The sequence below is a fragment of the Streptomyces sp. CB02400 genome, assembly GCF_001905725.1.
GTDB lineage: Bacteria > Actinomycetota > Actinomycetes > Streptomycetales > Streptomycetaceae > Streptomyces > Streptomyces atrovirens.
This window is the reverse complement of record NZ_LIWB01000006.1, coordinates 288,436-314,809: the sequence shown is the minus strand read 5'-3', so window position 1 is coordinate 314,809 and position 26,374 is coordinate 288,436. Positions and strand designations below refer to the sequence as shown.

22 protein-coding genes are annotated in these 26,374 nt (G+C 70.9%); 3 read left to right on the top strand and 19 right to left on the bottom strand.

Annotation, left to right across the window (positions count from 1 at the left end):
* The first annotated feature begins 13 nt into the window (after nucleotides 1-13).
* A complete protein-coding gene (locus tag AMK33_RS17605) occupies nucleotides 14-1,243 on the top strand; it encodes a DUF349 domain-containing protein (RefSeq protein ID WP_073933769.1) in 1,230 nt (409 codons plus the stop codon).
* Between the two features lie 76 nt (nucleotides 1,244-1,319).
* Here AMK33_RS17605 and relA read toward each other — a convergent pair whose 3' ends face one another.
* The 15 genes from relA to pgsA all read right to left on the bottom strand — a co-directional run bounded on the left by relA (nucleotide 1,320) and on the right by pgsA (nucleotide 16,731).
* Nucleotides 1,320-3,842: a GTP pyrophosphokinase gene (relA, locus tag AMK33_RS17600; RefSeq protein ID WP_073933768.1), complete on the bottom strand. Its 2,523-nt coding sequence runs from the start codon at nucleotides 3,840-3,842 to the stop codon at nucleotides 1,320-1,322.
* Nucleotides 3,843-4,160: 318 nt separating this feature from the next.
* The gene (locus AMK33_RS17590; RefSeq protein WP_073933767.1) at nucleotides 4,161-4,700 is read right to left on the bottom strand and encodes an adenine phosphoribosyltransferase; all 540 of its coding nucleotides are present in this window, start codon (nucleotides 4,698-4,700) and stop codon (nucleotides 4,161-4,163) included.
* Nucleotides 4,697-5,815 carry a protein translocase subunit SecF gene (gene secF, locus AMK33_RS17585; protein ID WP_073933766.1) on the bottom strand — a complete coding sequence of 373 codons (1,119 nt, stop codon included), beginning with the start codon at nucleotides 5,813-5,815 and terminating at the stop codon, nucleotides 4,697-4,699. Before secF ends, AMK33_RS17590 begins: the two co-directional genes overlap by 4 nt.
* 3 nt (nucleotides 5,816-5,818) lie before the next feature.
* A complete protein-coding gene (secD, locus tag AMK33_RS17580; RefSeq protein WP_073933765.1) occupies nucleotides 5,819-7,597 on the bottom strand; it encodes a protein translocase subunit SecD in 1,779 nt (592 codons plus the stop codon).
* A gap of 132 nt (nucleotides 7,598-7,729) precedes the next feature.
* Nucleotides 7,730-8,221, bottom strand: a complete 492-nt coding sequence (gene yajC, locus AMK33_RS17575) for a preprotein translocase subunit YajC (RefSeq protein WP_073933764.1) — start codon at nucleotides 8,219-8,221, stop codon at nucleotides 7,730-7,732.
* Between the two features lie 165 nt (nucleotides 8,222-8,386).
* A complete protein-coding gene (ruvB, locus tag AMK33_RS17570; RefSeq protein ID WP_073933763.1) occupies nucleotides 8,387-9,460 on the bottom strand; it encodes a Holliday junction branch migration DNA helicase RuvB in 1,074 nt (357 codons plus the stop codon).
* A 28-nt stretch (nucleotides 9,461-9,488) separates the two neighbouring features.
* A complete protein-coding gene (ruvA, locus tag AMK33_RS17565) occupies nucleotides 9,489-10,094 on the bottom strand; it encodes a Holliday junction branch migration protein RuvA (protein ID WP_073933762.1) in 606 nt (201 codons plus the stop codon).
* A complete protein-coding gene (gene ruvC, locus AMK33_RS17560) occupies nucleotides 10,091-10,657 on the bottom strand; it encodes a crossover junction endodeoxyribonuclease RuvC (RefSeq protein WP_073933761.1) in 567 nt (188 codons plus the stop codon). The genes ruvA and ruvC overlap by 4 nt, the downstream gene beginning before the upstream one ends.
* A 108-nt stretch (nucleotides 10,658-10,765) precedes the next feature.
* Nucleotides 10,766-11,518, bottom strand: a complete 753-nt coding sequence (locus AMK33_RS17555) for a YebC/PmpR family DNA-binding transcriptional regulator (protein WP_073933760.1) — start codon at nucleotides 11,516-11,518, stop codon at nucleotides 10,766-10,768.
* A gap of 48 nt (nucleotides 11,519-11,566) precedes the next feature.
* Nucleotides 11,567-12,172 carry a pyridoxal 5'-phosphate synthase glutaminase subunit PdxT gene (gene pdxT, locus AMK33_RS17550; RefSeq protein WP_073933759.1) on the bottom strand — a complete coding sequence of 202 codons (606 nt, stop codon included), beginning with the start codon at nucleotides 12,170-12,172 and terminating at the stop codon, nucleotides 11,567-11,569.
* Nucleotides 12,166-13,077 (bottom strand): pyridoxal 5'-phosphate synthase lyase subunit PdxS, encoded by a 912-nt coding sequence (gene pdxS, locus AMK33_RS17545; RefSeq protein WP_073933758.1) that lies wholly within the window; start codon nucleotides 13,075-13,077, stop codon nucleotides 12,166-12,168. The genes pdxT and pdxS overlap by 7 nt, the downstream gene beginning before the upstream one ends.
* A gap of 141 nt (nucleotides 13,078-13,218) precedes the next feature.
* Nucleotides 13,219-13,761 carry a membrane protein gene (locus AMK33_RS17540; RefSeq protein ID WP_030867667.1) on the bottom strand — a complete coding sequence of 181 codons (543 nt, stop codon included), beginning with the start codon at nucleotides 13,759-13,761 and terminating at the stop codon, nucleotides 13,219-13,221.
* A gap of 200 nt (nucleotides 13,762-13,961) precedes the next feature.
* On the bottom strand, nucleotides 13,962-15,125 hold the full coding sequence (locus AMK33_RS17535) for a glycosyltransferase family 4 protein (RefSeq protein WP_073933757.1): 1,164 nt from the start codon (nucleotides 15,123-15,125) through the stop codon (nucleotides 13,962-13,964).
* Complete coding sequence (locus AMK33_RS17530; protein ID WP_073933756.1) at nucleotides 15,122-16,063, bottom strand: phosphatidylinositol mannoside acyltransferase; 942 nt, start codon at nucleotides 16,061-16,063, stop codon at nucleotides 15,122-15,124. The genes AMK33_RS17535 and AMK33_RS17530 overlap by 4 nt, the downstream gene beginning before the upstream one ends.
* Nucleotides 16,060-16,731: a phosphatidylinositol phosphate synthase gene (pgsA, locus tag AMK33_RS17525; protein ID WP_073933755.1), complete on the bottom strand. Its 672-nt coding sequence runs from the start codon at nucleotides 16,729-16,731 to the stop codon at nucleotides 16,060-16,062. Before pgsA ends, AMK33_RS17530 begins: the two co-directional genes overlap by 4 nt.
* Nucleotides 16,732-17,312: 581 nt before the next feature.
* On the opposite strand from pgsA, the gene AMK33_RS17520 reads away from it, so the two are divergent.
* Nucleotides 17,313-19,511 (top strand): elongation factor G-like protein EF-G2, encoded by a 2,199-nt coding sequence (locus AMK33_RS17520; RefSeq protein WP_073933754.1) that lies wholly within the window; start codon nucleotides 17,313-17,315, stop codon nucleotides 19,509-19,511.
* Between the two features lie 218 nt (nucleotides 19,512-19,729).
* Nucleotides 19,730-21,385 carry a hypothetical protein gene (locus AMK33_RS17515; protein WP_073933753.1) on the top strand — a complete coding sequence of 552 codons (1,656 nt, stop codon included), beginning with the start codon at nucleotides 19,730-19,732 and terminating at the stop codon, nucleotides 21,383-21,385.
* A 139-nt stretch (nucleotides 21,386-21,524) separates the two neighbouring features.
* Here the strand turns inward: AMK33_RS17515 and AMK33_RS17510 are convergent, their stop codons facing one another.
* The 4 genes from AMK33_RS17510 to AMK33_RS17495 all read right to left on the bottom strand — a co-directional run bounded on the left by AMK33_RS17510 (nucleotide 21,525) and on the right by AMK33_RS17495 (nucleotide 26,207).
* Entirely contained in the window at nucleotides 21,525-22,070 is a 546-nt protein-coding gene (locus AMK33_RS17510) for an HIT family protein (RefSeq protein WP_073933752.1), read from the bottom strand.
* Nucleotides 22,071-22,221: 151 nt separating this feature from the next.
* Entirely contained in the window at nucleotides 22,222-24,198 is a 1,977-nt protein-coding gene (thrS, locus tag AMK33_RS17505) for a threonine--tRNA ligase (RefSeq protein WP_073933751.1), read from the bottom strand.
* A 213-nt stretch (nucleotides 24,199-24,411) separates the two neighbouring features.
* On the bottom strand, nucleotides 24,412-25,644 hold the full coding sequence (locus AMK33_RS17500; protein WP_073933750.1) for a hypothetical protein: 1,233 nt from the start codon (nucleotides 25,642-25,644) through the stop codon (nucleotides 24,412-24,414).
* The gene (locus tag AMK33_RS17495) at nucleotides 25,641-26,207 is read right to left on the bottom strand and encodes a DUF4365 domain-containing protein (RefSeq protein WP_073933749.1); all 567 of its coding nucleotides are present in this window, start codon (nucleotides 26,205-26,207) and stop codon (nucleotides 25,641-25,643) included. Before AMK33_RS17495 ends, AMK33_RS17500 begins: the two co-directional genes overlap by 4 nt.
* Nucleotides 26,208-26,374 lie beyond the last annotated feature (167 nt).

The following is a 26,374-nucleotide window of genomic DNA, read 5'->3' as shown; positions in this document are numbered from 1 at the left end:
TGGAGGAGGCGCTGTGAGCAGCGACCCGTGGGGCCGCGTCGACGAGACGGGGACCGTGTACGTGCGTACGGCCGACGGCGAGCAGGTCGTCGGTTCCTGGCAGGCCGGCTCCCCCGAGGAGGCGCTGGCCTACTTCGAGCGCAAGTACGAGGGCCTGGTTGTCGAGATCGGCCTCCTCGAGAAGCGAGTGAAGACCACCGACCTGTCGTCCAAGGACGCCCAGACCGCGATCGGGCACCTGCGCGAGCAGGTGGACGCGCACCACGCGGTCGGCGACCTGGACGCCCTCAGGGCCCGGCTGGACAAGCTCGTGGAGCTGGTGGAGGCGCGCCGCGAGGAGCGCAAGGCACAGCGGGCCAAGCAGTCCGACGAGGCGCGGCACGCCAAGGAGGCGCTGGTCGTCGAGGCGGAGGAGCTGGCGCAGTCCGACCAGTGGCGGGCCGCCGGTGAGCGGCTGCGGGCGCTGGTGGACACCTGGAAGGGCCTGCCGCGGCTGGACCGCAAGTCGGACGACGAGCTGTGGCACCGGTTCTCGCACGCGCGGTCGGCGTTCTCCAAGCGGCGCAAGCAGCACTTCGCGCAGCTGGACGCGCAGCGCGAGGAGGCCCGTCAGGCCAAGGAGCGGCTGGTCGCGGAGGCCGAGTCGCTGTCTGGCTCGACGGACTGGGGGCCGACGGCCGCCCGCTACCGCGACCTGATGTCGGAGTGGAAGGCCGCGGGCCGCGCCCAGCGCGAGCACGAGGACGACCTGTGGAACCGCTTCCGCGGCGCCCAGGACGTCTTCTTCGCCGCCCGCAGCTCGGTCTTCGCCGAGCGTGACGCGGAGCAGGCCGAGAACCTCAAGCTCAAGGAGGAGCTGGCCGAGGAGGCCGAGAAGCTCCTGCCGATCACGGAACTGAAGGCCGCGCGGGCCGCGTTCCGCGGGATCAACGAGCGCTGGGAGGCCATCGGCCATGTGCCGCGGGACGCCCGCCCGAAGGTCGAGGGCCGGATGCACACCGTGGAGCGGGCCCTGCAGGAGGCCGAGGAGGCCGAGTGGCGCCGGACGAACCCGGAGGCACGCGCGCGTGCCGCGGGTCTGACCGGTCAGCTCCAGGCCGCCGTGGACAAGCTGAAGGGCCAGATCGAGCAGGCCAGGGCGCAGGGCAACACCGCCAAGGCGGAGAAGCTGGAGCGGGAGCTGGAGGGCCGTCAGGCCCTGCTGGACCAGGCGCTGAAGGGTCTGCACGAGTTCGGCGGCTGAACTCGCGCGCAGCACACGAAAGGGGGGCTCCCGTACCTCGGGTACGGGAGCCCCCCTTTCGTGTGCCTGTCGTCCGCTACGTGCGGTTGCGGGCCGAGGTCACCCGGTAGACGTCGTAGACGCCCTCCACGCCGCGTACGGCCTTCAGGACGTGACCGAGGTGCTTGGGGTCGCCCATCTCGAAGGTGAAGCGGGAGGTGGCGACACGGTCGCGGGAGGTCTGGACGGCCGCCGAGAGGATGTTGACGTGCTGGTCGGACAGTACGCGTGTGACGTCCGACAGCAGCCGGGACCGGTCGAGGGCCTCGACCTGGATGGCGACCAGGAAGACCGAGGACTGGGTGGGCGCCCACTCGACGTCGAGGATCCGCTCGGGCTCCCGGGACAGCGAGTCGACGTTGACGCAGTCGCTGCGGTGCACCGATACGCCGCTGCCCCGGGTCACGAACCCGATGATCGGGTCGCCGGGCACCGGCGTACAGCAGCGGGCCAGCTTCACCCAGACGTCCTCGACGCCCTTGACGACGACACCGGGGTCGGCGCTGGAGCGGCGCTTGCGGCTGCGGGCCGGCGGGACCGACTCGTCGATCTCCTCGGTGGCGGCCTCCTCGCCGCCGAGGGCCTGGACGAGCTTCTGCACGATGTTCTGCGCGGAGACATGGCCCTCGCCGATCGCCGCGTACAGCGCGGAGATGTCCGAGTAGCGCATCTCGTGCGCCAGCGTGACCAGCGAGTCGCCGGTGAGGATGCGCTGGATCGGCAGGTTCTGCTTGCGCATCGCGCGGACGATGGAGTCCTTGCCGTGCTCGATGGCCTCGTCGCGGCGCTCCTTGGAGAACCAGGCACGGATCTTGTTGCGGGCGCGCGGCGACTTGACGAAGCCGAGCCAGTCGCGGGAGGGGCCGGCGCCGGCCGCCTTGGAGGTGAAGACCTCCACCAGATCGCCGTTGTCGAGGGTCGACTCCAGCGGTACGAGGCGGCCGTTGACCCGCGCCCCGATGGTGCGGTGGCCGACCTCGGTGTGGACGGCGTAGGCGAAGTCCACGGGGGTGGCACTCGCGGGCAGCGCTATGACGTCGCCCTTGGGGGTGAAGACGAAGACCTCGTTGCGGGAGAGGTCGAAGCGCAGGGACTCCAGGAACTCGCCGGGGTCCTCGGTCTCCTTCTGCCAGTCCAGGAGCTGCCGCAGCCAGGCCATGTCGTTGAGGTGGTCGTCCTTGCCCTTGCCGGACGACTTGGGCGCGTCGGAACGGACCTTGGAGGCGCCGGCGACGGCCTCCTGCTTGTACTTCCAGTGCGCGGCGATGCCGTACTCGGCGCGGCGGTGCATGTCGAAGGTGCGGATCTGCAGCTCGACGGGTTTGCCGCCGGGGCCGATGACCGTCGTGTGCAGCGACTGGTACATGTTGAACTTGGGCATCGCGATGTAGTCCTTGAACCGGCCGGGGACCGGGTTCCATCGCGCGTGCACCGTGCCGAGGGCCGCGTAGCAGTCGCGGACGGTGTCCACGAGGACGCGGATGCCCACCAGGTCGTAGATCTCCGCGAAGTCACGGCCGCGGACGATCATCTTCTGGTAGACGCTGTAGTAGTGCTTGGGGCGTCCGGTGACGGTCGCCTTGATGCGGGCGGCGCGCAGGTCCTGCTGCACCTCGTCGGTGACGATGGCGAGGTACTCGTCGCGTTTGGGCGCGCGCTCGGCGACCAGGCGGACGATCTCGTCGTACATCTTGGGGTAGAGGATCGCGAAGGCGAGGTCCTCCAGCTCCCACTTGATGGTGTTCATGCCCAGGCGGTGGGCGAGCGGCGCGTAGATCTCCAGGGTCTCGCGCGCCTTCTTCTCCTGCTTCTCGCGCTTGAGGTAGCGCATGGTGCGCATGTTGTGCAGGCGGTCGGCGAGCTTGATGACCAGGACGCGGGGGTCCTTGGCCATGGCGACGACCATCTTGCGCACGGTCTCGGCCTGGGCGGCCTCGCCGAACTTGACCTTGTCGAGCTTGGTGACGCCGTCGACGAGCAGGGTGACCACGTCGCCGAAGTCGCGGCGCAGGTCCTCCAGGCCGTACTCGGTGTCCTCGACGGTGTCGTGCAGCAGTCCGGCCATCAGGGTGGCCGGGTCCATGCCGAGCTCGGCGAGGATGGTGGTGACGGCGAGCGGGTGCGTGATGTACGGGTCGCCGCTCTTGCGCTTCTGGCCGCGGTGCCAGCGCTCGGCGACCTGGTAGGCGCGCTCGATCTGGCGGAGCGTGGCGTTCTCGATCTTGGGGTCGTTGCTGCGGACGATCCGCAGCAACGGTTCGAGGACCGGGTTGTACGGGTTGGCGCGCTGGACGCCGAGCCGGGCGAGGCGGGCGCGGACGCGGTTGGAGGAGCCGGAGCGCGGCTGGCCGGTGTTCGGGCGCGCCAGGGGCGCGGAGCGCTCGGGAGGGGACGGCTTGGGGCGCGGCTGCTCGGGCTTGTCGACCGGCGCGGACTGGGCGTGCTGGACCGGCCCGCGCGTGTCGTTCTTCGCGTGGGGCGCGCTCGGCGCGGGCTTGGCCGCGGCCGCCGAGGCGGACTCGGGCTTGGCGGCGGTCAGGTGCTGGGCCTCGTCTGGCAAGAGGACTCCTCGTGCGCGATCCGGGTCCCCCGGTCAGGCTCCGGAAACCCCATGGTAGCGATCCCGTGCCCGCGGATCGCCTGCGGGCGACTGTGAGGACGGTCTACTCCCGGAACACCCGAGACGGACACCGGATTCCTCCGGGCCCGCCCGAGCCGTGCCCCCGCGCACGACCCGCGCGCATTGCCGCAGGCCAGACGGTGAACAGCGCCTCCAGAGAAGGGCCCGCCCCCGGAAACACCCAAGGCGGGCACCGGATTCCTCCGGTGCCCGCCCGAGCGGTGTTTCCTGTGTGCGGTTCGTATGTGACGCCGCTGGTCAGACCGTGAGCAGTGCCTCCAGCGGGGCGCCGGCCAGGGCCGGTTCCAGCCGGGCGCGGCCGCCGAGGAAGCCGAGCTCCATCAGTACGGCCAGGCCCGCGACCTCGGCGCCCGCCCTGCGGATGAGCTGGACCGACGCCTCGGCGGTGCCGCCGGTGGCGAGGACGTCGTCGACCACCAGAACGCGGTCGGCGGCGCTCAGGTCCTCGGCGTGCACCTCGATCTCGGCGGATCCGTACTCCAGGTCGTACGCCTGGCTGAGGGTGGCTCCGGGGAGCTTGCCCGCCTTGCGTACGGGGATGAAGCCGAGGCCCGCGCGGATGGCGACCGGGGCGCCGAGGATGAACCCACGGGCCTCCAGGCCGACGACCTTGGTGGCGCCGGTGGCGCGGGCGATGTCGGCGAGGGCGTCGCTGAGCGCGGAGAACGCCGCGGGGTCCGCCAGGAGCGGGGTGATGTCCTTGAACATCACGCCCGGCTCCGGGTAGTCCGCCACGTCCCGGATACGGCTGAGCAGCAGCTCCCTGATCTCGGTCATCGGCGTTTCCCGGAGGGACGGCCCCGGCCGCGGGTGCGGGTGGCCGACTGGTCGCGCGGGCCGACGACCGCGGGTGCGGTGTCCTCGGGCTCGTCGTCGTGGTCCTCGCCGGTGACCGGGGCCTCCTGCGTCCCGCCCGCGGTCGCGCCCTGGGCGCGCTTGGCCAGGACGCGCTTCTTCAGCGACTTCATCGCCGGCTCGCGCTCCTTGAGGTCGGCGACGAGCGGGGTGGCGATGAAGATCGAGGAGTACGCGCCGGCGGCGAGGCCGACGAACAGCGACAGCGAGATGTCGTTCAGCATGCCGGCGCCGAGGACACCGCCACCGATGAACAGCAGGCCGCCCACCGGCAGCAGCGCGACCACCGTGGTGTTGATGGAGCGGACCAGGGTGCTGTTGATGGAACGGTTGGCGATCTCGCTGTAGGTCCAGCGGGTCTGCTTGGTGATGTCCTTGGTCTGTTCCTTGAGGCTGTCGAAGACGACGACCGTGTCGTACAGCGAGTAACCGAGGATGGTCAGCAGACCGATCACCGTGCCCGGCGTGACCTCGAAGCCGACGAGGGCGTAGATGCCGACGGTGATGGTGATGTCGTGGATCAGGGCGACGAACGCGGCGAGTGCCATGCGCCACTCGAAGGCGATCGCCAGGTAGATCACGACGAGGAACATGAAGATGCCGAGGCCCTGCCAGGCCTTGTTGGCGATCTGCTCGCCCCAGCTCGGGCCGACCAGCTCGGCGTTGATCCGCTCACCGTCGACCTTGAGGTCCTCGGCGAGCTTGTCCTTGATGCTGTCCGAGGTCTTGGTGTCGATGCCCGCGACCTGGATGCGCATGCTGCCGTCACCGAGCTGCTGGACGATCGCGTCGTGACCGGAGGCGTCCTCCGCGTACTCCTCGGCCTGGGAGACCGAGACGCTCATGTTCTTCGGGGTGGTGAAGACCGCTCCGCCCTGGAACTCGATGCCCATGTGCAGGCCGCGCACCGCCAGGCCGAGGATGGCCGTGATGGTGATCAGGATGGAGATGCCGTACCAGATCTTGCGGTTCTTGACGAAGTCGTAGCCGACCTCGCCGTGGTGCAGTCGGGCCCCGAGGGTGCCGAGTTTCGACATCTCTCACGCCTCCTTCGTCTGGGCAGGGGCGGAGGGACGGCGGGTGCGGCGCAGTGGCGGCTTCGCACCCAGCGCCTTCGGGTCGAGACCGGACCACTTGTGGCCGCTCGCGAAGAACTTGCGGCGGGCCATCAGCGTGAGCAGGGGCTTGGTGAAGAGGAACACCACCACGACGTCGAGCACGGTGGTCAGGCCGAGCGTGAACGCGAAGCCCTGGACCTTGCCGACGGTGACGACGAAGAGCACCGCGGCGGCGAGGAACGAGACGAAGTCGGAGACCAGGATGGTGCGCCGGGCGCGCGGCCAGGCCCGCTCCACGGAGGGACGCAGGGTGCGGCCCTCGCGGATCTCGTCCCGGACCCGTTCGAAGAACACGATGAACGAGTCCGCCGTGATGCCGATCGCGACGATGGCGCCGCACACGGCCGGCAGGTTCAGCGCGAAGCCGATGGCCGGGCCGAGCAGCGACATGATCACGTAGGTGAGGGCGGCGGACACCAGCAGCGACAGGATCGCGATGAAGGACAGGCCGCGGTAGTAGACCAGCAGGTAGATGACGACCAGGGCGAGGCCGATGGCACCGGCGATCAGACCGGCCTTCAGCTGCTCACCGCCGAGCGCGGCGGTGACGGTGGTGACGCTGTCCTCGCGGAAGGTCAGCGGCAGGGCGCCGTAGGACAGCATGTTGGCCAGTTCCTGCGCCGACTGCTGGTTGAAGTTGCCGGAGATCTCGGCGTTGCCGCCGGTCAGGGCCTGGCTGACGTACGGGTCGGAGACGACCTCGTTGTCCAGGACGATGGCGAACTGGTTCTGCGGGGACTGGTTCTGGGCGAGCTGGCCGGTGATGTCGGCGAACTTCTTGGCGCCCTTGTCCGTGAAGTCCATGGTGACGACCCAGCCGGCGCCGGTCTGGGTGTTCAGGACGGCGCTGGCCTCGTCGACGTCCGTGCCGTCGACCGCGGCGGGGCCGAGGATGTACTTCTGCCACTGGCCCTGGGAGTTCTGGCCGCAGGCGACGGTCGAGTCGCTGGACTTGGAACCGTCACCGGCCTTGGCGCGGACGCTCTCCTTGGTGCAGTCGAGCGCGGCGTACTGGGCCTGGAGCTTGCCGTCGGCGTCGCCGGAGGTGCCGCCGGTCGCGGAGGGGCTGGCCCCGTCCTCGGCCGTGCCGCTCGGGGAGGCGGCCGGCGTCTCGTCGGCCTTCAGGGCGTCGGTGACGGCACGGCCCTGGGTGGTGGCGCTCGCCGACGGGGAGGAACCGTCGGTCGCCTTCTCCGTGGCCTTGTCGGTCGCCTTCTCGGTCGCCTTGTCCTTGTCGGAGCCCTGCTCCGAGCCGTCGCTGGTCGCGCTGGGCGTCGGAGCGGCGCCGCCACCGGCGAGTTCGGTGGCGATCACGGGACGGAAGTAGAGCTTGGCGGTGGTGCCGACCTGTTCCCGGGCCTGCTTGGAGTTCGTGCCCTTGGGAATGTTGACGATGATGTTGCGGTCACCCTGCGTCTGGACCTCGGCCTCCGAGACGCCAAGACCGTTGACCCGCCGCTCCATGATGGAGACCGCGGTGTCCATGTTGGTCTTGTTGATCGCGGACTCCTGGCCGGCCTCGGGGACCGCCGCCAGCGTGATGCTCGTACCACCGGCCAGGTCGATGCCGAGACGCGGAGTGGTGTGCCCGGATGCGAACATGCCGCCGGTGAGCGCCACGATGGCGATCAGGATCAGAGCGAGCGAGCGCCACGGCTTACTTGTGGCGCTCGCGTTCCGTCCCTTTTTGAGTGCTGCCACCTTCTCGTACTCCCTCTCGGGCCGCCTCGCGCCGGATCGGCGGGCGGGCGGCCATGACATGGTGTCGGGACTCCGTGCGAGTCGGGCATGTCCCGGGGCGCGCGGGCAGCACCCGCGCGCCCCGGGCCACGACTACTTCGCGTCGGAGTCGCCGTCGGACTTCTTCGACTGCGCGTCCGCCTTCGCCTCGTCGGCGTCGGCCGGCTCATCGGCCGCGTCCTTCTTGCCGAGGTCGACAGGCGTGTCGTCGGAGGCGGCGGCAGCGTCGGAGGAGTCGTCGGTCTCGGTGAGGGAGGAGGCGTCGTCGGGGACGACGTCGGCGTCGGACTTCAGGTCGTGCTCGATGCCGTGGACGATGCGGTTGTACTCCTCGTCGGTCAGGACGGCACCGATCGAGTTCTTGGCGAAGAGCAGCTCCACACCCGGGCCGGCGTCGAGGAGGACCGTGTCCTCACTGACCTCCTTGACCGTGGCGTACATGCCCCCGATGGTGCGGACGCCGGAACCGGGCTGCATCTGGTTCCGCATGTCGATGGCCTGCTGCTGCTTCTTCTTGGCCGACCGGGTCATCAGGAACATGGCCCCGATGAGCACAATGAACGGGAGGAGGGTCAGGAGACTCACGGGTCGGAACTTCCTTCACACGACCGCGATGGTGAACGGCCTGATGGTTGGGGGTATGTACTGTCGCCGACAAGGGCGGCATCGGCGGAGTCTAAGCGAGTCCGCGCGCAGGGAACAACGCTCAGCATGGCACCGGGGTTCCAGCCTGGGCCATCGCCCTCGCCGTCACGCCCCGAACAGGTCCCCTTGTCCGTTTCCGGGGCCCTGTGAGCGGGGCGGCGTGAGGCCGAGATGCGCCCATGCCGCCGGGGTGGCGACCCTCCCGCGGGGGGTGCGGGCGAGCAGACCCTCCCGTACGAGGAAGGGTTCGGCCACCTCCTCCACGGTCTCACGTTCCTCCCCGACCGCGACGGAGAGCGTGGACAGGCCGACCGGGCCGCCGCCGAACAGCTTCAGCAGGGCCTCGAGGACGGCCCGGTCCAGCCGGTCGAGGCCCCGGGCGTCGACCTCGTAGACGGCGAGGGCCGCCGCGGCGATGTCCTTGGTGATCACCCCGTCGGCCTTGACCTGCGCGTAGTCCCGGACGCGGCGCAGGAGGCGGTTGGCGATACGGGGTGTGCCGCGGGAGCGGCCGGCGATCTCCGCGGCGCCGGCCGGGTCGATCTCCACGTCGAGGAGGCTCGCCGAGCGGTGGACGACCCGCTCCAGTTCGGCGGGCTCGTAGAACTCCATGTGCGCGGTGAAGCCGAAGCGGTCACGCAGCGGGGGCGGCAGCAGGCCGGCCCGGGTGGTGGCGCCGACCAGGGTGAAGGGGGGCAGTTCGAGGGGGATGGCGGTGGCGCCGGGGCCCTTGCCGACGATCACGTCGACGCGGAAGTCCTCCATCGCCATGTAGAGCATCTCCTCGGCGGGCCGGGACATGCGGTGGATCTCGTCGAGGAAGAGCACCTCGCCCTCCTGGAGGGAGGAGAGGATCGCCGCGAGGTCGCCGGCGTGCTGGATGGCGGGGCCCGAGGTGATGCGGATGGGGGCTTCCATCTCGGCGGCGATGATCATCGAGAGGGTGGTCTTGCCGAGGCCGGGGGCGCCGGAGAGCAGCACGTGGTCGGCGGTGGCGCCCCGAGCGCGGGCGGCGCGCAGCACGAGGTCGAGCTGCTCGCGGACCTTCTCCTGGCCGATGAACTCGCCCAGGTCCTTGGGGCGCAGGGCGGCCTCGACGGCCTGGTCCTCGCGGTCGGCGACAGAGCCCACCAGCCGCTCGCCGGTGGCGTCGGTGTCGGTGGTGTCGTCCCAGTTCATGTGCGTATGCCTCAGCTCTCCGTACGGGCTATCGGGCGCGGTTCAGCGTCTGCAGGGCCGCCTTCAGCAGCTGCCCCACCTGCGGGGTGCCCTCGGCGGCCTCCGCCTGGGGTGCCACGGCGGCCACGGCCTCGTCGGCCTCACGGGTCGCGTACCCGAGGCCGATCAGGGCGGCGTGCAGCTGGTCGCGCCAGCCGCTGGTGACCGGTGCGCCGACGGCGGGGGCGCCGAGCGGCTCGCCGAGGCGGTCCTTGAGCTCCAGGAGCAGCTTCTGGGCGCCCTTCTTGCCGATGCCGGGGACGGCGGTCAGCGCCTTCTCGTCCCCGGTGGCCACGGCTCTGCGCAGGGCGTCGGGGGTGTGCACGGCGAGCATCGCCTGGGCCAGCCGGGGGCCCACGCCACTGGCGGTCTGGAGCAGCACGAAGACCTGGCGCTCGTCGTCGTCGGCGAAGCCGTAGAGGGTCAGCGAGTCCTCGCGGACGACGAGGGAGGTGGCGAGTTTCGCGGGCTGTCCGACGCGGAGCGTGGAGAGCGTGTTCGGCGTGCACTGGACGGCCATGCCGACCCCGCCGACCTCGACCACCGCGGTGTCGGGAGCGAGGGCGGCGACCGTGCCGCTGACGAAGGCGATCATGTCGTACGGCCTTTCGATGCGCGCGGGGCTTGTGGTGCGCGGGGGGTTCTGGAGGCGTGCAGGGCGGCGGCCCGCTGGAGCCGGTTCTGCGCGGGGGCGCGCCAGATGTGGCAGATGGCGAGCGCGAGGGCGTCGGCGGCGTCGGCGGGCTTCGGCGGCGCGTCCAGCCGCAGCAGGCGGGTGACCATGGCGCCGACCTGGGCCTTGTCGGCGCGGCCCGAGCCGGTGACGGCGGCCTTGACCTCGCTGGGCGTGTGCAGGACGACGGGGATGCCGCGGCGGGAGGCGCACAGGATGGCGACGGCGCTGGCCTGGGCGGTGCCCATCACCGTACGCACGTTGTGCTGGCTGAAGACGCGCTCCACGGCGACGACCTCGGGCCGGTGCTCGTCCAGCCACTGTTCGAGGCCCTGCTCGACGGCGACGAGGCGGTGGCCGAGGTCGGCGTCGGCCGGCGTGCGGACGACGCCCACGCCGAGCATGGCGAGCGGCCGCCCGGCGACGCCCTCCACGACACCGACGCCGCACCGGGTCAGCCCCGGGTCCACCCCCAGTACGCGCACGTGCCACCCCTTTTCCCTCGATCACCTGTTTGTGCAGGCTATCGGGTGCCACTGACAGAGCGACGGGCCGACGGAAGTGTCCCGCCGGCCCGCTGAGCAGTGGACGCGTTACGCGTCGACCTTCTCCATGATCTCGTCGCTCACGTCGAAGTTGGCGAAGACGTTCTGCACGTCGTCGCTGTCCTCCAGCGCGTCGATGAGCTTGAAGATCTTCTTGGCGCCCTCCTCGTCCAGTTCGACCTGCATGGTCGGGACGAAGTTGGCCTCGGCGGAGTCGTAGTCGATCCCGGCGTCCTGCAGAGCGGTGCGCACGGCGACCAGGTCGGTGGCCTCGCTGAGCACCTCGAAGTTCTCGCCGAGGTCGTTGACCTCCTCGGCGCCCGCGTCCAGGACGGCGGTGAGGACGTCGTCCTCGGTCAGCTCGCCCTTGGGGACGATCACCACGCCCTTGCGGTTGAACAGGTAGGACACCGAGCCCGGGTCGGCCATGGAACCGCCGTTGCGGGTCATCGCGACACGCACGTCCGAGGCGGCACGGTTGCGGTTGTCGGTGAGGCACTCGATGAGCACCGCGACACCGTTCGGACCGTAGCCCTCGTACATGATCGTCTCGTAGTCGGCGCCACCGGCCTCGAGACCGCCACCGCGCTTGATGGCGGAGTCGATGTTCTTGTTCGGCACCGACTGCTTCTTGGCCTTCTGGACGGCGTCGTAGAGGGTGGGGTTGCCCTCCAGATCGACACCGCCCATACGCGCGGCGACCTCGATGTTCTTGATCAGCTTCGCGAAGAGCTTGCCGCGCTTGGCATCGATCACGGCCTTCTTGTGCTTCGTCGTGGCCCATTTAGAGTGGCCGGACATCTGCCTGTCTCCTTCGCGTAACCCATCTCTGCAACGAACGCAGGAATCCTACAAGGACTCGGCCGCCCGGCACGCGCGCACCATGTCGACGAAGAGGCCGTGCACGCGGTGGTCGCCGGTCAGTTCCGGGTGGAACGACGTGGCCAGCGCGTTGCCCTGGCGGACGGCGACGATGTGGCCGCCGTGCTCGGCGAGCACCTCGGCGCCGGCGCCGACGGACTCCACCCAGGGGGCGCGGATGAAGACGCCCTCCACGGGATCGCCCTCGACGCCCTTGACGTCGACCGCGGCCTCGAAGGACTCGTTCTGCCGGCCGAAGGCGTTGCGGCGCACGATCATGTCGATGCCGCCGAGGGTCTCCTGGCCCGAGCGCGGGTCGAGGATCTTGTCGGCCAGCATGATCATGCCGGCGCAGGTGCCGTAGACGGGCATGCCCTCGCGCACACGCGCGCGGAGAGGCTCCATCAGGCCGAAGAGGACCGCCAGCTTGGAGATCGTGGTGGACTCCCCGCCGGGGACGACCAGGCCGTCGACCTCGGCGAGTTCCTCGGGACGCCTGACCGGCCTGGCCACGGCGTCGGCCGCGGCCAGGGCGACGAGGTGCTCCCGTACGTCGCCCTGGAGGGCCAGGACACCGATGATCACGGTCACCAGCCGCGGTTGGCGTAGCGCTCGGTCTCGGGGAGGGTGTCGCAGTTGATGCCGACCATGGCCTCGCCGAGGTTGCGGGACGCGTCCGCGATGATCTTCGGGTCGTCGTAGAAGGTGGTCGCCTTGACGATGGCGGCGGCACGCTTCGCCGGGTCGCCGGACTTGAAGATGCCGGAGCCGACGAAGACGCCCTCGGCGCCGAGCTGGCGCATCAGCGCGGCGTCGGCCGGGGTGGCGACGCCACCGGCGGAGAAGAGGACCACCGGGAGCTTGCCCAGCTCGGCGACCTCCTTGACCAGCTCGTACGGGGCGCGCAGCTCCTTGGCGGCGGCGTACAGCTCGTTGTTGTCGTAGCCGCGCAGGCGGGCGATCTCGTTCTTGATCTGGCGCAGGTGGCGTACGGCCTCGACGACGTTGCCGGTGCCGGCCTCGCCCTTGGAGCGGATCATGGCGGCGCCCTCGGCGATGCGGCGCAGGGCCTCACCGAGGTTGGTGGCGCCGCAGACGAAGGGGGTGGTGAAGGCGAACTTGTCGCTGTGGTTGACCTCGTCGGCCGGGGTGAGGACCTCGGACTCGTCGATGTAGTCGACGCCGAGGGACTGCAGCACCTGGGCCTCGACGAAGTGGCCGATGCGGGACTTGGCCATCACGGGGATGGAGACCGCGCCGATGATGCCCTCGATCATGTCCGGGTCGGACATCCGGGCCACGCCGCCGTCCTTGCGGATGTCGGCGGGGACCCGCTCCAGGGCCATGACGGCGACGGCGCCGGCGTCCTCGGCGATCTTGGCCTGCTCCGGCGTGACGACGTCCATGATCACGCCGCCCTTGAGCTGCTCGGCCATGCCGCGCTTCACACGGGCGGTGCCGGTCTCGGGACCCTGGTTTTCGGAGAGCGTGCTGGACACGAATGACCTCGCTGAGGGGAAGGAGGGGGTTTCTGCAGCACCGAGGAAACGTGAACGGACCAGGCCACAGCAAGGGCCAATGGGAAGCCGGTGGATCCTTTTCGGTCGGCGGCGGCCCGGCCGGGTGGCCGGATCCCGCCGTTACGCGGCCCGCTCGACCAGGGCGGCCGGCGGCTCGTCGTCCATCTCGAAGGCCATCGGGAAGGGCGCGTGTCCGGCCAGCCGGAACCAGCGCACCTTGCGGTGCCGGCGCAGCGCCCGTGCCGCCCGTACGGCGTCGTTGTGGAAGCGGCGGGCCATCGGCACCCTGCGCACCGCCTCGGCGAGCTCCAGGGCCGCCTCCTCTCCCCCTGGCGCCTCCCGGACCGCGTCCACCTGCTGCGCGTCGCCGAACACCGCGCGCAGCGCCTGGCTGAGCTCGCTCTCCGCGACCTCGCGCTGCTCCTCGACCGACTGCCGCGCGGCGTGCGCGGCCTCGTAGAGCACGATCGACGCGGCGGGGTCGAGCACGCCCGAGGTGGCCAGTTCCTGCGCCACGGAGGCACGGCGCAGCAGTTGGGCGTCGAGCGCGGCCCGGGCGGCGTCGATCCGGGCGTGCAGCCGGTCCAGGCGTCCCGCCGTCCAGCTCAGGTAGAGGCCGATGACGACGAGGGCGACGAGGATCCAGATGAGGGTTGCGGTCACGGGCGGCAAGGCTACCGGGGGCGCTCTCCGGGGGCTGCGCCCCCGGACCCCCTTCGGCCTGGGCGCCTCGTCCCAGGGCCTGTCCGCCCCTCCCCCCGCCGTCCGCCCGGAGGGCGGACCACACGGCTGGGGTCCCCCCTCCGCTCCGCGGGAGTACGTGCCAGGCGTCGCACGGCAGACGGGAACGGTCCGGGCGGGCCCTAGTCCCGTGCCAGGCCGAACCGTGCCCTCAGGCCCGTCGCGCGGTCGTCCGTCGCCACCGCCGCCGCGCCCGCCGTCACCGTCTCGTAGACCGACAGGATGTCCGCGCCGACCGTCGACCAGTCGAAGCGGCGGACGTGGGCGCTGCCGCGTTCGCGGAGCTCCGCGCGGCGCTCCGGGTCCCCCAGGAGCCGTACGGCCGTCTCGGCGAGCGCGTCCGCGTCCTCGTTGGCGAACAGTTCGCCCGCCGCTCCCTGGTCGAGGACCTGTGCGAACGCGTCCAGGTCGGAGGCGAGCACCGGCGCACCCGCCGACATCGCCTCGACCAGGATGATGCCGAAGCTCTCCCCGCCGGTGTTGGGCGCCACGTACAGGTCGACGCTGCGCAGGAAGCGGGCCTTGTCCTCGTCGCTGACCATGCCGAGGAACTCCACGCGCGGGCGCAGCTCCCGGGGCAGCGACTCGACCGCCTCCTCCTCGTCGCCGCGCCCGGCGACCAGCAACCGCGTCCCCGGCCGGGCGGCGAGGATCTTCGGCAGGGCCTTCATCAGCACCGGCAGGCCCTTGCGGGGCTCGTCGATCCGGCCGATGAAGCCGATGGTGTCGCCCTGCCACTCCGGTTTGGGCTCGGCCTTGGCGAAGAAGTCGACGTCGACGCCGTTGGGGATGACCACCGCGTCGCCGCCCAGGTGCTCGACGAGGGTGCGGCGGGCGTACTCGCTCACCGCGATCCGCGCGCTGATCTTCTCCAGGGCGGCCTGGAGGATCGCGTACGCGGCGATCATCGCGCGGGAGCGCGGGTTGGAGGTGTGGAAGGTGGCGACGATCGGCCCCTCGGCCGCCCAGCAGGTCAGCAGGCCGAGCGAGGGCGAGGTCGGCTCGTGGATGTGGACGACGTCGAAGGCGCCCTCGTGCAGCCAGCGCCGTACCCGCGCGGCGGACAGGAAGCCGAAGTTGAGCCGGGCCACCGACCCGTTGTACGGCACCGGCACCGCGCGGCCCGCCGAGACGACGTACGGCGGCAGCGGGGTGTCGTCGTCGGCCGGGGCGAGGACGGACACCTCGTGACCGAGCCGGAGGAAGTACTCGGCCAGGTCACGGATGTGGAACTGGACGCCTCCCGGCACGTCCCAGGAGTACGGGCAGACGATGCCGATCCTCACGAGGTTCCCTTCCGGTCCTGCTCGGGGGCCGTCGCGGGGTCCCGCGCGGGGTCGAGGTCCTTCAGCCACAAGCGCTGCAGCATGTGCCAGTCCTCCGGATGGTCGGCGATCCCCGTGGCGAAGGCGTCGGCCAGCGCCTGTGTCATGACAGACGTCTTCTCGGGGCGCGTGCCTGACCCGGGGACCTCGACCGGCGGGTGGACCCGGCCCTTCATGACCGGCGAGTCGTCGTACCAGAGGGTCACCGGCAGCAGCCGGGCCCCGGTCTGCTGGGCGAGCAGGGCGGGGCCGGCCGGCATCCGGGCGGTCTCGCCGAAGAAGCCGACCTCGACACCGGAGGCGGACAGGTCGCGGTCGGCGACCAGGCAGACCAGTCCGCCGTCGCGCAGCCGCCGGGCCAGGGTGCCGAAGGCGGAGCCGCCGCTGTGCGGCAGCACCTCCATGCCGAGGCCCTCGCGGTAGGCGACGAAACGGTCGTACAGCGTCTCCGGTTTCAGCCGCTCGGCGACGGTGGTGAACGGTATGCCGAGCTTCGTGGTGACCCAGGCGCCGGCGAGGTCCCAGTTGGCGAGGTGCGGCAGCGCGAGGACGACGCCCTTGCCGGCCGCCATGCCGTCGGTCAGGTGGTGGAGGTCCTTGACGTCGAGGCCGGACGCGACGCGCTCGGGGCTCCAGGCGGGCAGCCGGAAGGACTCCATCCAGTAACGCAGATACGACCGCATCCCCGCGCGGGAGAGTTCGGCCAGCCGCTCCGGGCCCGCGTCCGGCACGACGCGCGCGTAGTTGCTCTCCAGCCGGAGCACGCCCTTGCCGCGCTGCTTCCACGCGAGGTCGGCGATGGTCCTCCCGAGGCGCACGGCGACCGGCTCGGGGAGTTTCTTGACGGTGCCCCAGCCGGCGCCGTACAGGGCGTCGGCCAGCCGCTCCTGGGCGCTCACTTCGCGGCCTCGCTCCCCTGGGCCTCCTGCCGCTCCGCGGCCTCCACCTCGGCGGACTCACGGCGCACGGTGACCACCCGCTGGATCAGCGTGACCAGGCTGCCGACGGCGACGATCCACAGGGCGACCGGCAGCAGGTACTGGATGCCGGGCACACCGAACGCGTGCAGGCCCGCGAAACCGGCCGCGACCAGCGAGACCACCAGCCGTTCGGCCCGCTCGACCAGCCCGTTGACGGCGACCGGCAGGCCGATCGACTCGCCGCGCGCCTTGGTGTACGACACCACCTGGCCGCTGGCCAGGCAGAAGATCGACACCGCGCACAGGGCGATGTCGTCGCCGCCCCCGGCGTACCAGAGGGCGAAGCCGCCGAAGATCGCTCCGTCGGCGACCCGGTCCAGGGTGGAGTCCAGGAAGGCGCCCCAGCGGCTGGAGCGGCCCAGCTGGCGGGCCATGTTGCCGTCGACGAGGTCGGAGAACACGAACAGCGTGATCACGACCGTGCCCCAGAAGAACTCCCCCATGGGGTAGAAGACCAGCGCGCCCGCGACCACTCCCGCGGTGCCGATGAGCGTGACCGTGTCGGGGCTGACCCCCCGCCGGATGAGAAACGCGGCGAACGGTGTGAGGACACGCGTGAAGAATGCACGCGCGTACTTGTTCAGCATGGCCTTCCCGACGGTCGGTGGGGCCGGGTGGCCCTTGCTGGCCACCCGGCGGGCCCAATCGTAGCCACGCACACGCGCGGGCGACGGCGGGGCACCCGTACACCCACGCGGGGGCGGGGTCACGATGCCTTTCACTCTGCCGCGCACCGCCCGTACACCCCGCGCGGGAGCGGGACTCGCTGGAGTCGGCGCCGGCCGGTGCCGATGGCCACTCGTACACCCGCGCGGGGAGATCTCCGTTGCGCGGGAGGGATCCCCGTCTCGTCGGTTCCCTCCCCCGCCTTGCGGCCGCGCGCTCCTCCGCTCCCGGCTTCGCGCGGGGGCACCCCTGCCGTCCCCGCGCATCCGGGCCACGAGGCACCGCCGGTTTCCTCCGGCCCGACCGCCGGGCGGGCCCTGGCCGGCGACGCGGTTCGCACCGTCGTGAGCAGGGACAGACGTCGGGATCGCGTCGTTCGTATGGACGCGCCGTGACGGGAGTGGAAAGCTCGAAGGACCGCGGGCGTCGCCGGAGCCGCACCGCACGCGGATTCCGCGGGTCCGCGCCCACAGTGACCTCACCGTGCACGGGAGGCAGGATCATGGGCGACAAGGCGCACACACACCCCGGAGCCGCCGGCAGGGCACAGGCGGCCGGCCACCCCACGTCCGTACGGAATGTGGTGCTGGTCGGCCACTCCGGATCGGGCAAGACGACCCTGGTGGAGGCCCTCGCGCTGACCGCGGGGGCGGTGAACCGGGCGGGCCGCGTGGAGGACGGCGGCACCGTCTCCGACTACGACGACATCGAGCACCGGCAGCAGCGCTCCGTACAGCTCTCCCTGGTGCCCCTCGAATGGGACGGCATCAAGGTCAACCTTCTGGACACCCCCGGATACGCCGACTTCGTCGGGGAACTCAGGGCCGGTCTGCGGGCGGCGGACGCGGCCCTCTTCGTCGTCTCGGCCTCGGACGGCGTGGACGGCTCGACCCGCATGGTGTGGGACGAGTGCGCGGCGGTCGGCATGCCGCGCGCCATCGTCGTCACGCACCTGGAGGCGGCCCGCGCGGACTTCGAGGAGATGACCCGCGTCTGCGCGGAGACGTTCGGCGGCGACGACCCCGACGCCGTACTGCCGCTGTACCTGCCGCTGCACGGCCCGGAGGGACCCGACGGGCACGCGCCCGTGACGGGTCTGACCGGACTGCTGTCGCGGAAGCTGTTCGACTACTCCACCGGCGAGCGCAAGGAGTCGGAGCCCGGCGAGGACCAGCTCCCGCTGATCGAGGAGGCCCGCGGCCGGCTCATCGAGGGGATCATCGCCGAGAGCGAGGACGAGACCCTCATGGACCGCTACCTCGGCGGCGAGCAGGTCGACGTCGAGACACTGATCGAGGACCTGGAACGGGCGGTCGCGCGCGGGGTGTTCTTCCCCGTCCTGGCCGCCGCCCCGGCCGCCGACGGCGCCCGCCAGGGGCTCGGCACGGTCGAACTGCTGGAGCTGGTCACCGGCGGCTTCCCGACCCCGCTGGAGCACGGCACCCCGAGCGTGACCACCGTCGACGGCAGGCCGCGCGAGCTGAAACCGTGCGACCCCGACGCCCCGCTGCTCGCGGAGGTCGTGAAGACCTCCTCCGACCCGTACGTCGGCCGGCTCTCCCTGATCCGGCTCTTCTCCGGCACCCTGCGCGCCGACCAGACCGTGCACGTCTCCGGACACGGGCTCGCCGACCGCGGCCACGAGGACCACGACGTGGACGAGCGGATCGGCGCCCTGTCCACACCGTTCGGCAAGCAGCAGCGGCCCGTCTCCCACGTCATCGCGGGCGACCTCGCGTGCGTGGCGAAGCTCAGCCGCGCGGAGACCGGCGACACCCTGTCCGCCAAGGACGACCCGTTGCTCATGGAGCCGTGGGAGATGCCCGATCCGCTGCTGCCGCTGGCCATCCAGGCGCACAGCAAACCCGACGAGGACAAGCTCTCGCAGGGGCTGTCCCGGCTGGTGGCCGAGGATCCGACGATGCGGCTGGAACAGAACCAGGACACCCACCAGGTGGTGCTGTGGTGCCTGGGCGAGGCGCACGCGGACGTGGCCCTGGAGCGGCTGCGCAGCCGCTACGGCGTCCAGGTCGACGTCGTACCGCACCGGGTGTCGCTCAGGGAGACGTTCGGCGGCAAGGCGGCCGGGCGCGGCCGGCACGTCAAACAGTCCGGCGGACACGGACAGTTCGCCATCTGCGAGATCGAGGTGGAGCCGCTGCCGAACGGCTCGGGCATCGAGTTCGTCGACAAGGTGGTCGGCGGCGCGGTGCCGCGCCAGTTCATCCCTTCCGTCGAGAAGGGCGTACGGGCCCAGGCCGTCAAGGGAGTCGCCGCGGGACACCCGCTGATCGACGTCCGCGTGACACTCCTCGACGGCAAGGCGCACTCCGTGGACTCCTCCGACGCCGCGTTCCAGACGGCCGGCGCGCTGGCCCTGCGGGAGGCGGCCGCGGACGCGAAGATCCATCTGCTGGAGCCGGTGGCCGAGGTGAGCGTCCTGGTAGGCGACGACTACGTCGGCCCCGTGATGAGCGACCTGTCCGGCCGGCGCGGCCGGGTGCTCGGCACCGAGCAGTCACCCGGCGGGCGCACCCTCATCAAGGCCGAGGTCCCGGAGATCGAGATCGGCCGGTACGCCGTCGACCTGCGCTCCCTCTCGCACGGCACCGCCCGGTTCAGCCGCCGGTACGCGCGGCACGAACCCATGCCGTCGAACGTGGCGGAACGGGTCAAGGAAGAGGCGCGTACCGCCTCGTAGCCGGTGACGGGCGCCCCCGGGAGACCCGGCGGGCGCCCGCGTACGCCCCTCGCGCCAGGACGACTTCGGAATGCTTCACTCCGTGGCGGCGGACGGCTTCGGCCGTCCGCCGACGGACGACAGTGGGTACGGATACGCTGAAGACCTGATCAACAGGTGTGCGCAACAAGGAAGTCGGGAAGGCCGCAAGACGACAGTCGCGGCGATCGGGGGCGGGAATGACCGTTGAGAGCGGTTACGCGGAGTTCTTCGGTCCGCAGGTGCCGCGCACGGGCGGCGAGGGGCAGACCCCGACGTTCGCGCTGGCCTCGGCGGCCTACCGGGACAACGAGGCCGAGGAGATACTCAAAGCCAACAACGAGTGGCACAAGTCGGCCGTGAGCGCACCCAGGCTGAAGCTGTTCCGGCCCAACCTGGGCGAGGCGTACTCCAGGGCGATCATCGACCGGATGCTCGGCTCCGGCCGCGCGCCGCTCATCCAGTCCTTCGGCACCCAGCCGCAGGTGGTGGTCGAGCACTCGCTGGCGGCGCACCGCATCCGCCGCGAGCGGGACAACTGGCTGAGCGCCGTCATGGTCCTGTGCGGACTGCTCTTCCTTCCGGGCCTGCTGGTGTGGCTGCTGGTCTTCCAGATCCGTACGACGATGTCCAGGCGCGAGGACAAACGGGCGGGCGCGCTGGCCACCACCCTGCTGGTCGCGGTGGGCGCCCTCGCCGTGCTGTTCCTGATCCGCATGCCGTTCGACGGGTTCTGGGGCTGGTACGCCCGCGCGGCGGTCGTCGCCCCGGTGCTGGGCTGGTTCTGGGCCAAGCAGATCTGCGAGCGCACGGCGAGGGACCTGCGCGAGCGCTGGGCCGGCCTGCTCTCCGGCAGCAGCGTCGGTGCCAAGGTGCCCGAGGCGGTGCCGAGCAGTCCCGGCGAGACGGCCGCCGAGCAACTGCGCCAGTCCCTGGCCAGGCTCAGCGCCGAACAGCAGTCCAACTCCGTCTTCTACGCCGGACCCAAGGGCATACTCGGCATGGGCACGCGCTGGGGGAGCTGGCAGCTCGCCGAGGACCTGGTGCCCGTCGACCCGGACCGGGAGATCAACCCGTTCCGCAGCTGGGACGTCATCAAGTCCATCCACGACCGGCTGCGGATGCTGGAGCGCGGGCCGCTGCACACCGGCGGCTTCCCCAAGCCGTCGGTACGGCACTGGATCGTCACACCCATCGGTGAGAACGCCGACGCGGTCTCCCGGCCCGAGGGCACCGACGTCGAGGCGTACCAGGTCAAGTCGCACGCCATACAGGACATCTGCAACAAGCAGCAGTTCGGCGCGGGCGACCGGCACTATCTGGGCGTGCAGTGGACGCTGTGGGACGGCCAGTTGGTGATCACCATGCTGATCACCGTGACCGTGCTGCACGAGACGCTGCGCATCGAGGTCACCGGGCACGCGCTGGGGCCGGTGCACTCGCTGTTCACCAGCAAGCCAGCGGCCAAGGAGAAGGAGGTCCAGAAGTCGATCAGGTTCTGGGAGACCCGGAAGGTGAAGCTCCCGCTGGTCGACTCGGACGAGGTGGTACGCCTGGCCGCCCGGGCACCGCTGACCTGGTACCCGCCGCTGCTGTACTGGCTGGGCGGCAAGCTGAGCCTGCCGGAGCCGTTCGGTCTGCGGCACGCGTGGGCGGACAAGCCGTGGCGGCACCGGTTCATGGCGGACGACGCGTTGCGGGCGGCCGCGCCGGTGCTGCGGGTGGTGCACTCCGCTGCGATCAAGGTGCTGGAGGAGAACGGGGTGGACACGGAGAAGTTCGGGTCGCGGTCGTCGTTCCTCAGCACGGCTGTGCAGGATGCTTCGCCCCGGAAGGCGGATGTCTACGACGCGTGAGCGTCACGTACGGCGGGTTGTGGCTGGGCGGGGGTGGGTGCGCGGCTCGGCGCTGACGAGGTGCCGCTGCGCCCGCCCGTGCCGCTGGGGGGCACCTCCCAGGCCCTTAAGGCACTGGGGGAGGCACGATTGCCCGCAGTTACGCGGGCCAGGCCTCCGACAGCATTTTCCTCGTGTCGGCCAGGAGCTGTGGCAGGATCTTTGTGTGGCCGACCACCGGCATGAAGTTCGTGTCGCCGCCCCAGCGTGGGACGACGTGCTGGTGGAGGTGGGCGGCGATGCCCGCGCCAGCGACCGTGCCCTGGTTCATGCCGATGTTGAAGCCGTGCGCGCCCGACGCGGTACGCAGCGCCGTCATCGCCTGCTTGGTCAGCTCGGCGAGTTCCGCCGTCTCCTCCGCGGTGAGGTCCGTGTAGTCGGCCACGTGCCGGTACGGCACGGTCATCAGATGGCCGCCCGTGTACGGGTAGAGGTTGAGCACCGCGTAGACCCGCTCGCCGCGCCGCAGGATCAGCCCGTCCTCGTCGGACTTGGCCGGAATGGAGCAGAAGGGGCAGCCGTCGTCGGCGCCCGGGCCGCTCGGCTTGTTCTCGCCCTGGATGTACGCCATCCGGTGGGGCGTCCACAGACGCTGGAACGCGTCCTGCGTGCCCACTCCCGACTGCTGCTCCGGCTCACTCGTCATGCGTGCAGCATATGGCGTCACCGCGAGGGCGTGGAAAAGGCCCCCGGGGATACCCCGGGGGCCGATATCCCCGCAATGGCGGGGAGCACTCCTGCCGAGAGCTGCCGCTCCGCCTGTTCGACGGACCATCCCCGCTGGCGCGGGGACAACCTCATACCTGCACGCGACGCTCCACCACATCAACGAGCTTCGCCAGCGCCTGGTCACGCGGAATGCCGTTCTCCTGCGAACCGTCGCGGTAGCGGAACGACACCGTGCCCGCGTGCATGTCCTCGTCACCGACGATGATCATGAACGGGACCTTCTGCTTCTGCTGCGTGCGGATCTTCTTCTGCATCCGGTCCGAGGAGGAGTCCACCTCGACGCGCAGCCCCTTCCGCCGTGCCTCGCCCGCGAACTCCTCCAGGTACTGCACGTGGGCGTCGCCCACCGGGATGCCCACTGCCTGGACCGGGGCGAGCCACGCCGGGAACGCGCCCGCGTAGTGCTCCAGGAGCACCGCGAAGAAGCGCTCGATGCTTCCGAACAGCGCGCGGTGGATCATGACCGGGCGGGTCTTGGAACCGTCCGCGGCGGTGTACTCCAGGTCGAAGCGCTCCGGCAGGTTGAAGTCGAGCTGGATGGTCGACATCTGCCAGGTGCGACCGATGGCGTCCTTGGCCTGGACGGAGATCTTCGGGCCGTAGAAGGCGGCGCCGCCCGGGTCCGCCACGAGCTCCAGGTTCTGCTTCTCGGCGACCTGGCGCAGCGTCTCGGTGGCCTCTTCCCACGCCTCGTCGGAGCCGACGAACTTCTCCGGGTCCTTGGTGGACAGCTCCAGGTAGAAGTCGGTCAGACCGTAGTCGCGCAGCAGGTTGAGGACGAAGGTGAGCGTCTTGTCGAGCTCCTCGGACATCTGCTCGCGGGTGCAGTAGATGTGCGCGTCGTCCTGGGTGAAGCCGCGGGCCCGGGTCAGGCCGTGCACCACGCCCGACTTCTCGTAGCGGTAGACCGTACCGAACTCAAACAACCTCAAGGGCAGCTCACGGTAGGACCGGCCTCGCGCGTCGAAGATCAGGTTGTGCATCGGGCAGTTCATGGGCTTGAGGTAGTAGTCCACACCCTCGTCGAGCTGCATGGGCGGGTACATGCCGTCGGCGTACCAGTCCAGGTGGCCCGAGGTCTCGAAGAGCTTCCCCTTCGTCGCGTGCGGGGTGTAGACGAACTCGTAGCCCTCCTCCTCGTGGCGGCGCCGCGAGTAGTCCTCCATGACCCGGCGGATGATGCCGCCCTTGGGGTGGAAGACGGCGAGGCCGGAGCCGATCTGCTCCGGGATGGAGAACAGGTCGAGCTCGGAGCCGAGCTTGCGGTGGTCGCGCTTCTCGGCCTCGGCGAGGAACTCCAGGTGGGCCTTCAGCTCGTCCTTGGTGGGCCAGGCGGTGCCGTAGATGCGCTGGAGCATCGGGTTCTTCTCGCTGCCGCGCCAGTAGGCGGCGGCGTTGCGCATCAGCTTGAACGCCGGGATGTTCCGGGTGGTGGGCAGGTGGGGACCGCGGCAGAGGTCCTTCCAGCACAGCTCGCCGGTCTTGGCGTCCAGGTTGTCGTAGATCGTCAGCTCGCCGGCGCCGACCTCGACGTCCGCGCCGTCGTCGTGCGAGGTGGAGCCCTTGAGGCCGATCAGCTCCAGCTTGTACGGCTCGTCGGCGAGTTCCTCGCGGGCGGCCTCGTCGGTGACCACACGGCGGGAGAACCTCTGCCCCCGCTTCTGGATCTCCTGCATCTTCTTCTCGATGGCCTTGAGGTCATCGGGGTGGAAGGGCTTCTCGACGTCGAAGTCGTAGTAGAAGCCGTCCTTGACCGGCGGGCCGATGCCGAGCTTGGCCTCGGGGAACAGCTCCTGCACGGCCTGGGCCATGACGTGCGCGGTGGAGTGGCGCAGGATGTTCAGACCGTCCTCGGAGGAGATCTCCACCCCCTCGACGGTCTCGCCGTCCTTGACCTCGTAGGAGAGGTCCTTGAGCTCACCGGCCACGCGCGCGGCGATGACCGAGCGCTCGCCGGCGAAGAGCTCGGCGGCCGTAGTGCCCGTCGTCACCACGCGTTCTTCCCGCTCGGAATCGCGTTGGATGATCACACGGACGTCTGACACCGGTCTCTCCTGACTGAAGGCTGTGGTCGCGGCGCCATACCGGAGCGCACGCATGGGTGCGATCGTACCGACCCGGGCCCGCCGACCGCGAAATCAGTCCCTGCGGTCCGATATCGGTTGTCGCGGTTCGGTATCGGTTCCCGCGGTCCGATATCGGTTGTCGCGGTTCGGTATCGGTTCCCGCGGTCCGATATCGGTTCCCGCTGTCCGGTGTCAGTCCTCGCAGTCCGGTCCGCAGGCCTCGCCGAAGAAGGCAGCGGTCTCGGCGTTCGCCTGGAGTGCCTTCATCAGCCGGTCCCGTTCGGCCTCGTCGACCTGCACCGGTGCCAGCTCGCCGACGTCGGTGAGCCGGCGGAAGCCGCCCCGGCTCTCCAACCGCCCGCGCACCCGCACCGGCAGTCCGACGAGGTGGGCGTGTCCGGCGACGCGGTAGTCCTCCTCGCCGAGTGCGATCCGGACGTGGCCGACCTCGGCCCCGGCGAGTACGCGCAGCCGGACCGTGCCCTCGCCGCGGTGCCCCGACCTGTGCATCCGGACCACCGTGCCGGTGATCCGCACCGTCATCGACGGCTCAGCGCGCTGGTAGCGCAGGCCGGCCTCGAGCAGCACGGGCAGGTCGCCGGGTGAGAACTCGACGGGTTCCGCGGCGGCGCAGCCCTCGGGCACGCCGGCCGCCGGGGCCCAGGCCACGGCGATCCGGGCGCCCTCCGTGCCCCGGACCAGGGCGACGAGGGCCTCGGTGAGCTCATGGCTGACGCCGGCCGTGACGGCCGTGTCGAAGGCGTCCATGCCGCCGGTGGCGCGGCGGTAGTCGATGGCCTCGCGGGTGGCGTACAGGGCGTGGTGGAGGCGTACGGCGAGGGAGCGGCCGGTGGTGACGGGGGCGAACGCGGTCAGCCGGCGACCGCCGGCCGCGGGTCCGACGAGGACGGTGTCCAGTGCGGCGGCGGCCTGGCGGCGGTGCCGGGCGCCGTGGAAGCCGGCTCGCGCGCGGGTGGCGAGTGCGGCGGCGAGGAGGGTCCGGCGGGCGGCGGAGCGCAGCTGTTCCTCCGCGGTCCAGGCGGTGGCGCCGCCGGGTCCCGCCGGTATGTCGCGCCACCAGTGGATCTCGTCGCCGGGCACGGCGAGGGCGAGCAGGATCTCGCGGGCGGAGGGCGTGGCGCTGCGGGACAGTGCCTGCAGGGCCTCGGTGAGCAGGTCCTCGCTGTCGGGGAAGGCGCGGCCGGCCGGTACCAGCAGACTGGTGCCGGTGCCGGGTCCGGGCGGGGTCCAGCGGTCGTAGCGTCCGGCGGCGCCGCCGCGCCGCTGCCAGCCGTGCCGGTGCAGGAGGGCGGTGAGCACGGCGGGGTCGATGTCGGCGGGCTCGGGCGGCCGGCCGTCGTGGGCGGCGTCGGCGGGATGCGGGCGTACGGGCCTCAAGGGTTCCCCGGTCGGGCGGTGCGTCACGGTTTTCCTCCCGTCCCGACCCGCGTCATGATCTCGCACAGCGCCCGGTCGTCGAAGATGCGTGAGGTGGGGATCCGTACGGTGGTGCGGCGCCGGCCGGTGACCGGGTGTCCGGCGAGGTTGGTCCAGTAGCAGCAGTGCCTCAGGTCGAGCCGGTCGTGGCCGGCGCGCAGCCAGTCGTCCTGGGAGCGCGGCACGATCATCACGACCAGGATCTTGTGCACCGAGACCGGGGTGCGGGCGAGCTTCTCCAGGTGCGCGTTGTCCAGCGTGAAGGAGAAGGAGCGGCCGGGCGGGCGGGGGCGGAGCTGGTAGGTCGCCTTGAGCTGCACCTTGATGGTGACCTCGTCGTCGACGACGTGCCCGGCGGCGCTGTGGCTGACGTGCCAGTCGATGCCGTTGTCCGGGAACGGCTGGGACAGCGAGCAGCCCGCGGCGGCGGCGACGGCGTGCAGATAGCCGACCTGCAGTGTCTCCATGCAGGCGGTGGTGGCGAGAGTGCCGCGAGTGGGTGGCGTGCGCTCGGGCAGCAGCCCGCCCCGTTCGGGCTGCGCGATGGCCATGACCAACAGCCTTCCAGAACAAGGGTTTCCCCGCTGCGGGTCGTTGAACTGCAAAGACCCGTACTCCTGTTGTCTCCTTCCGGCGTACGGCGCAAACAGGCCGGGTATCACCCGATCGGGCAGCGGACGGTGCGTCGACTGCCGACGGTGAACGAGGGGTTGTTGGG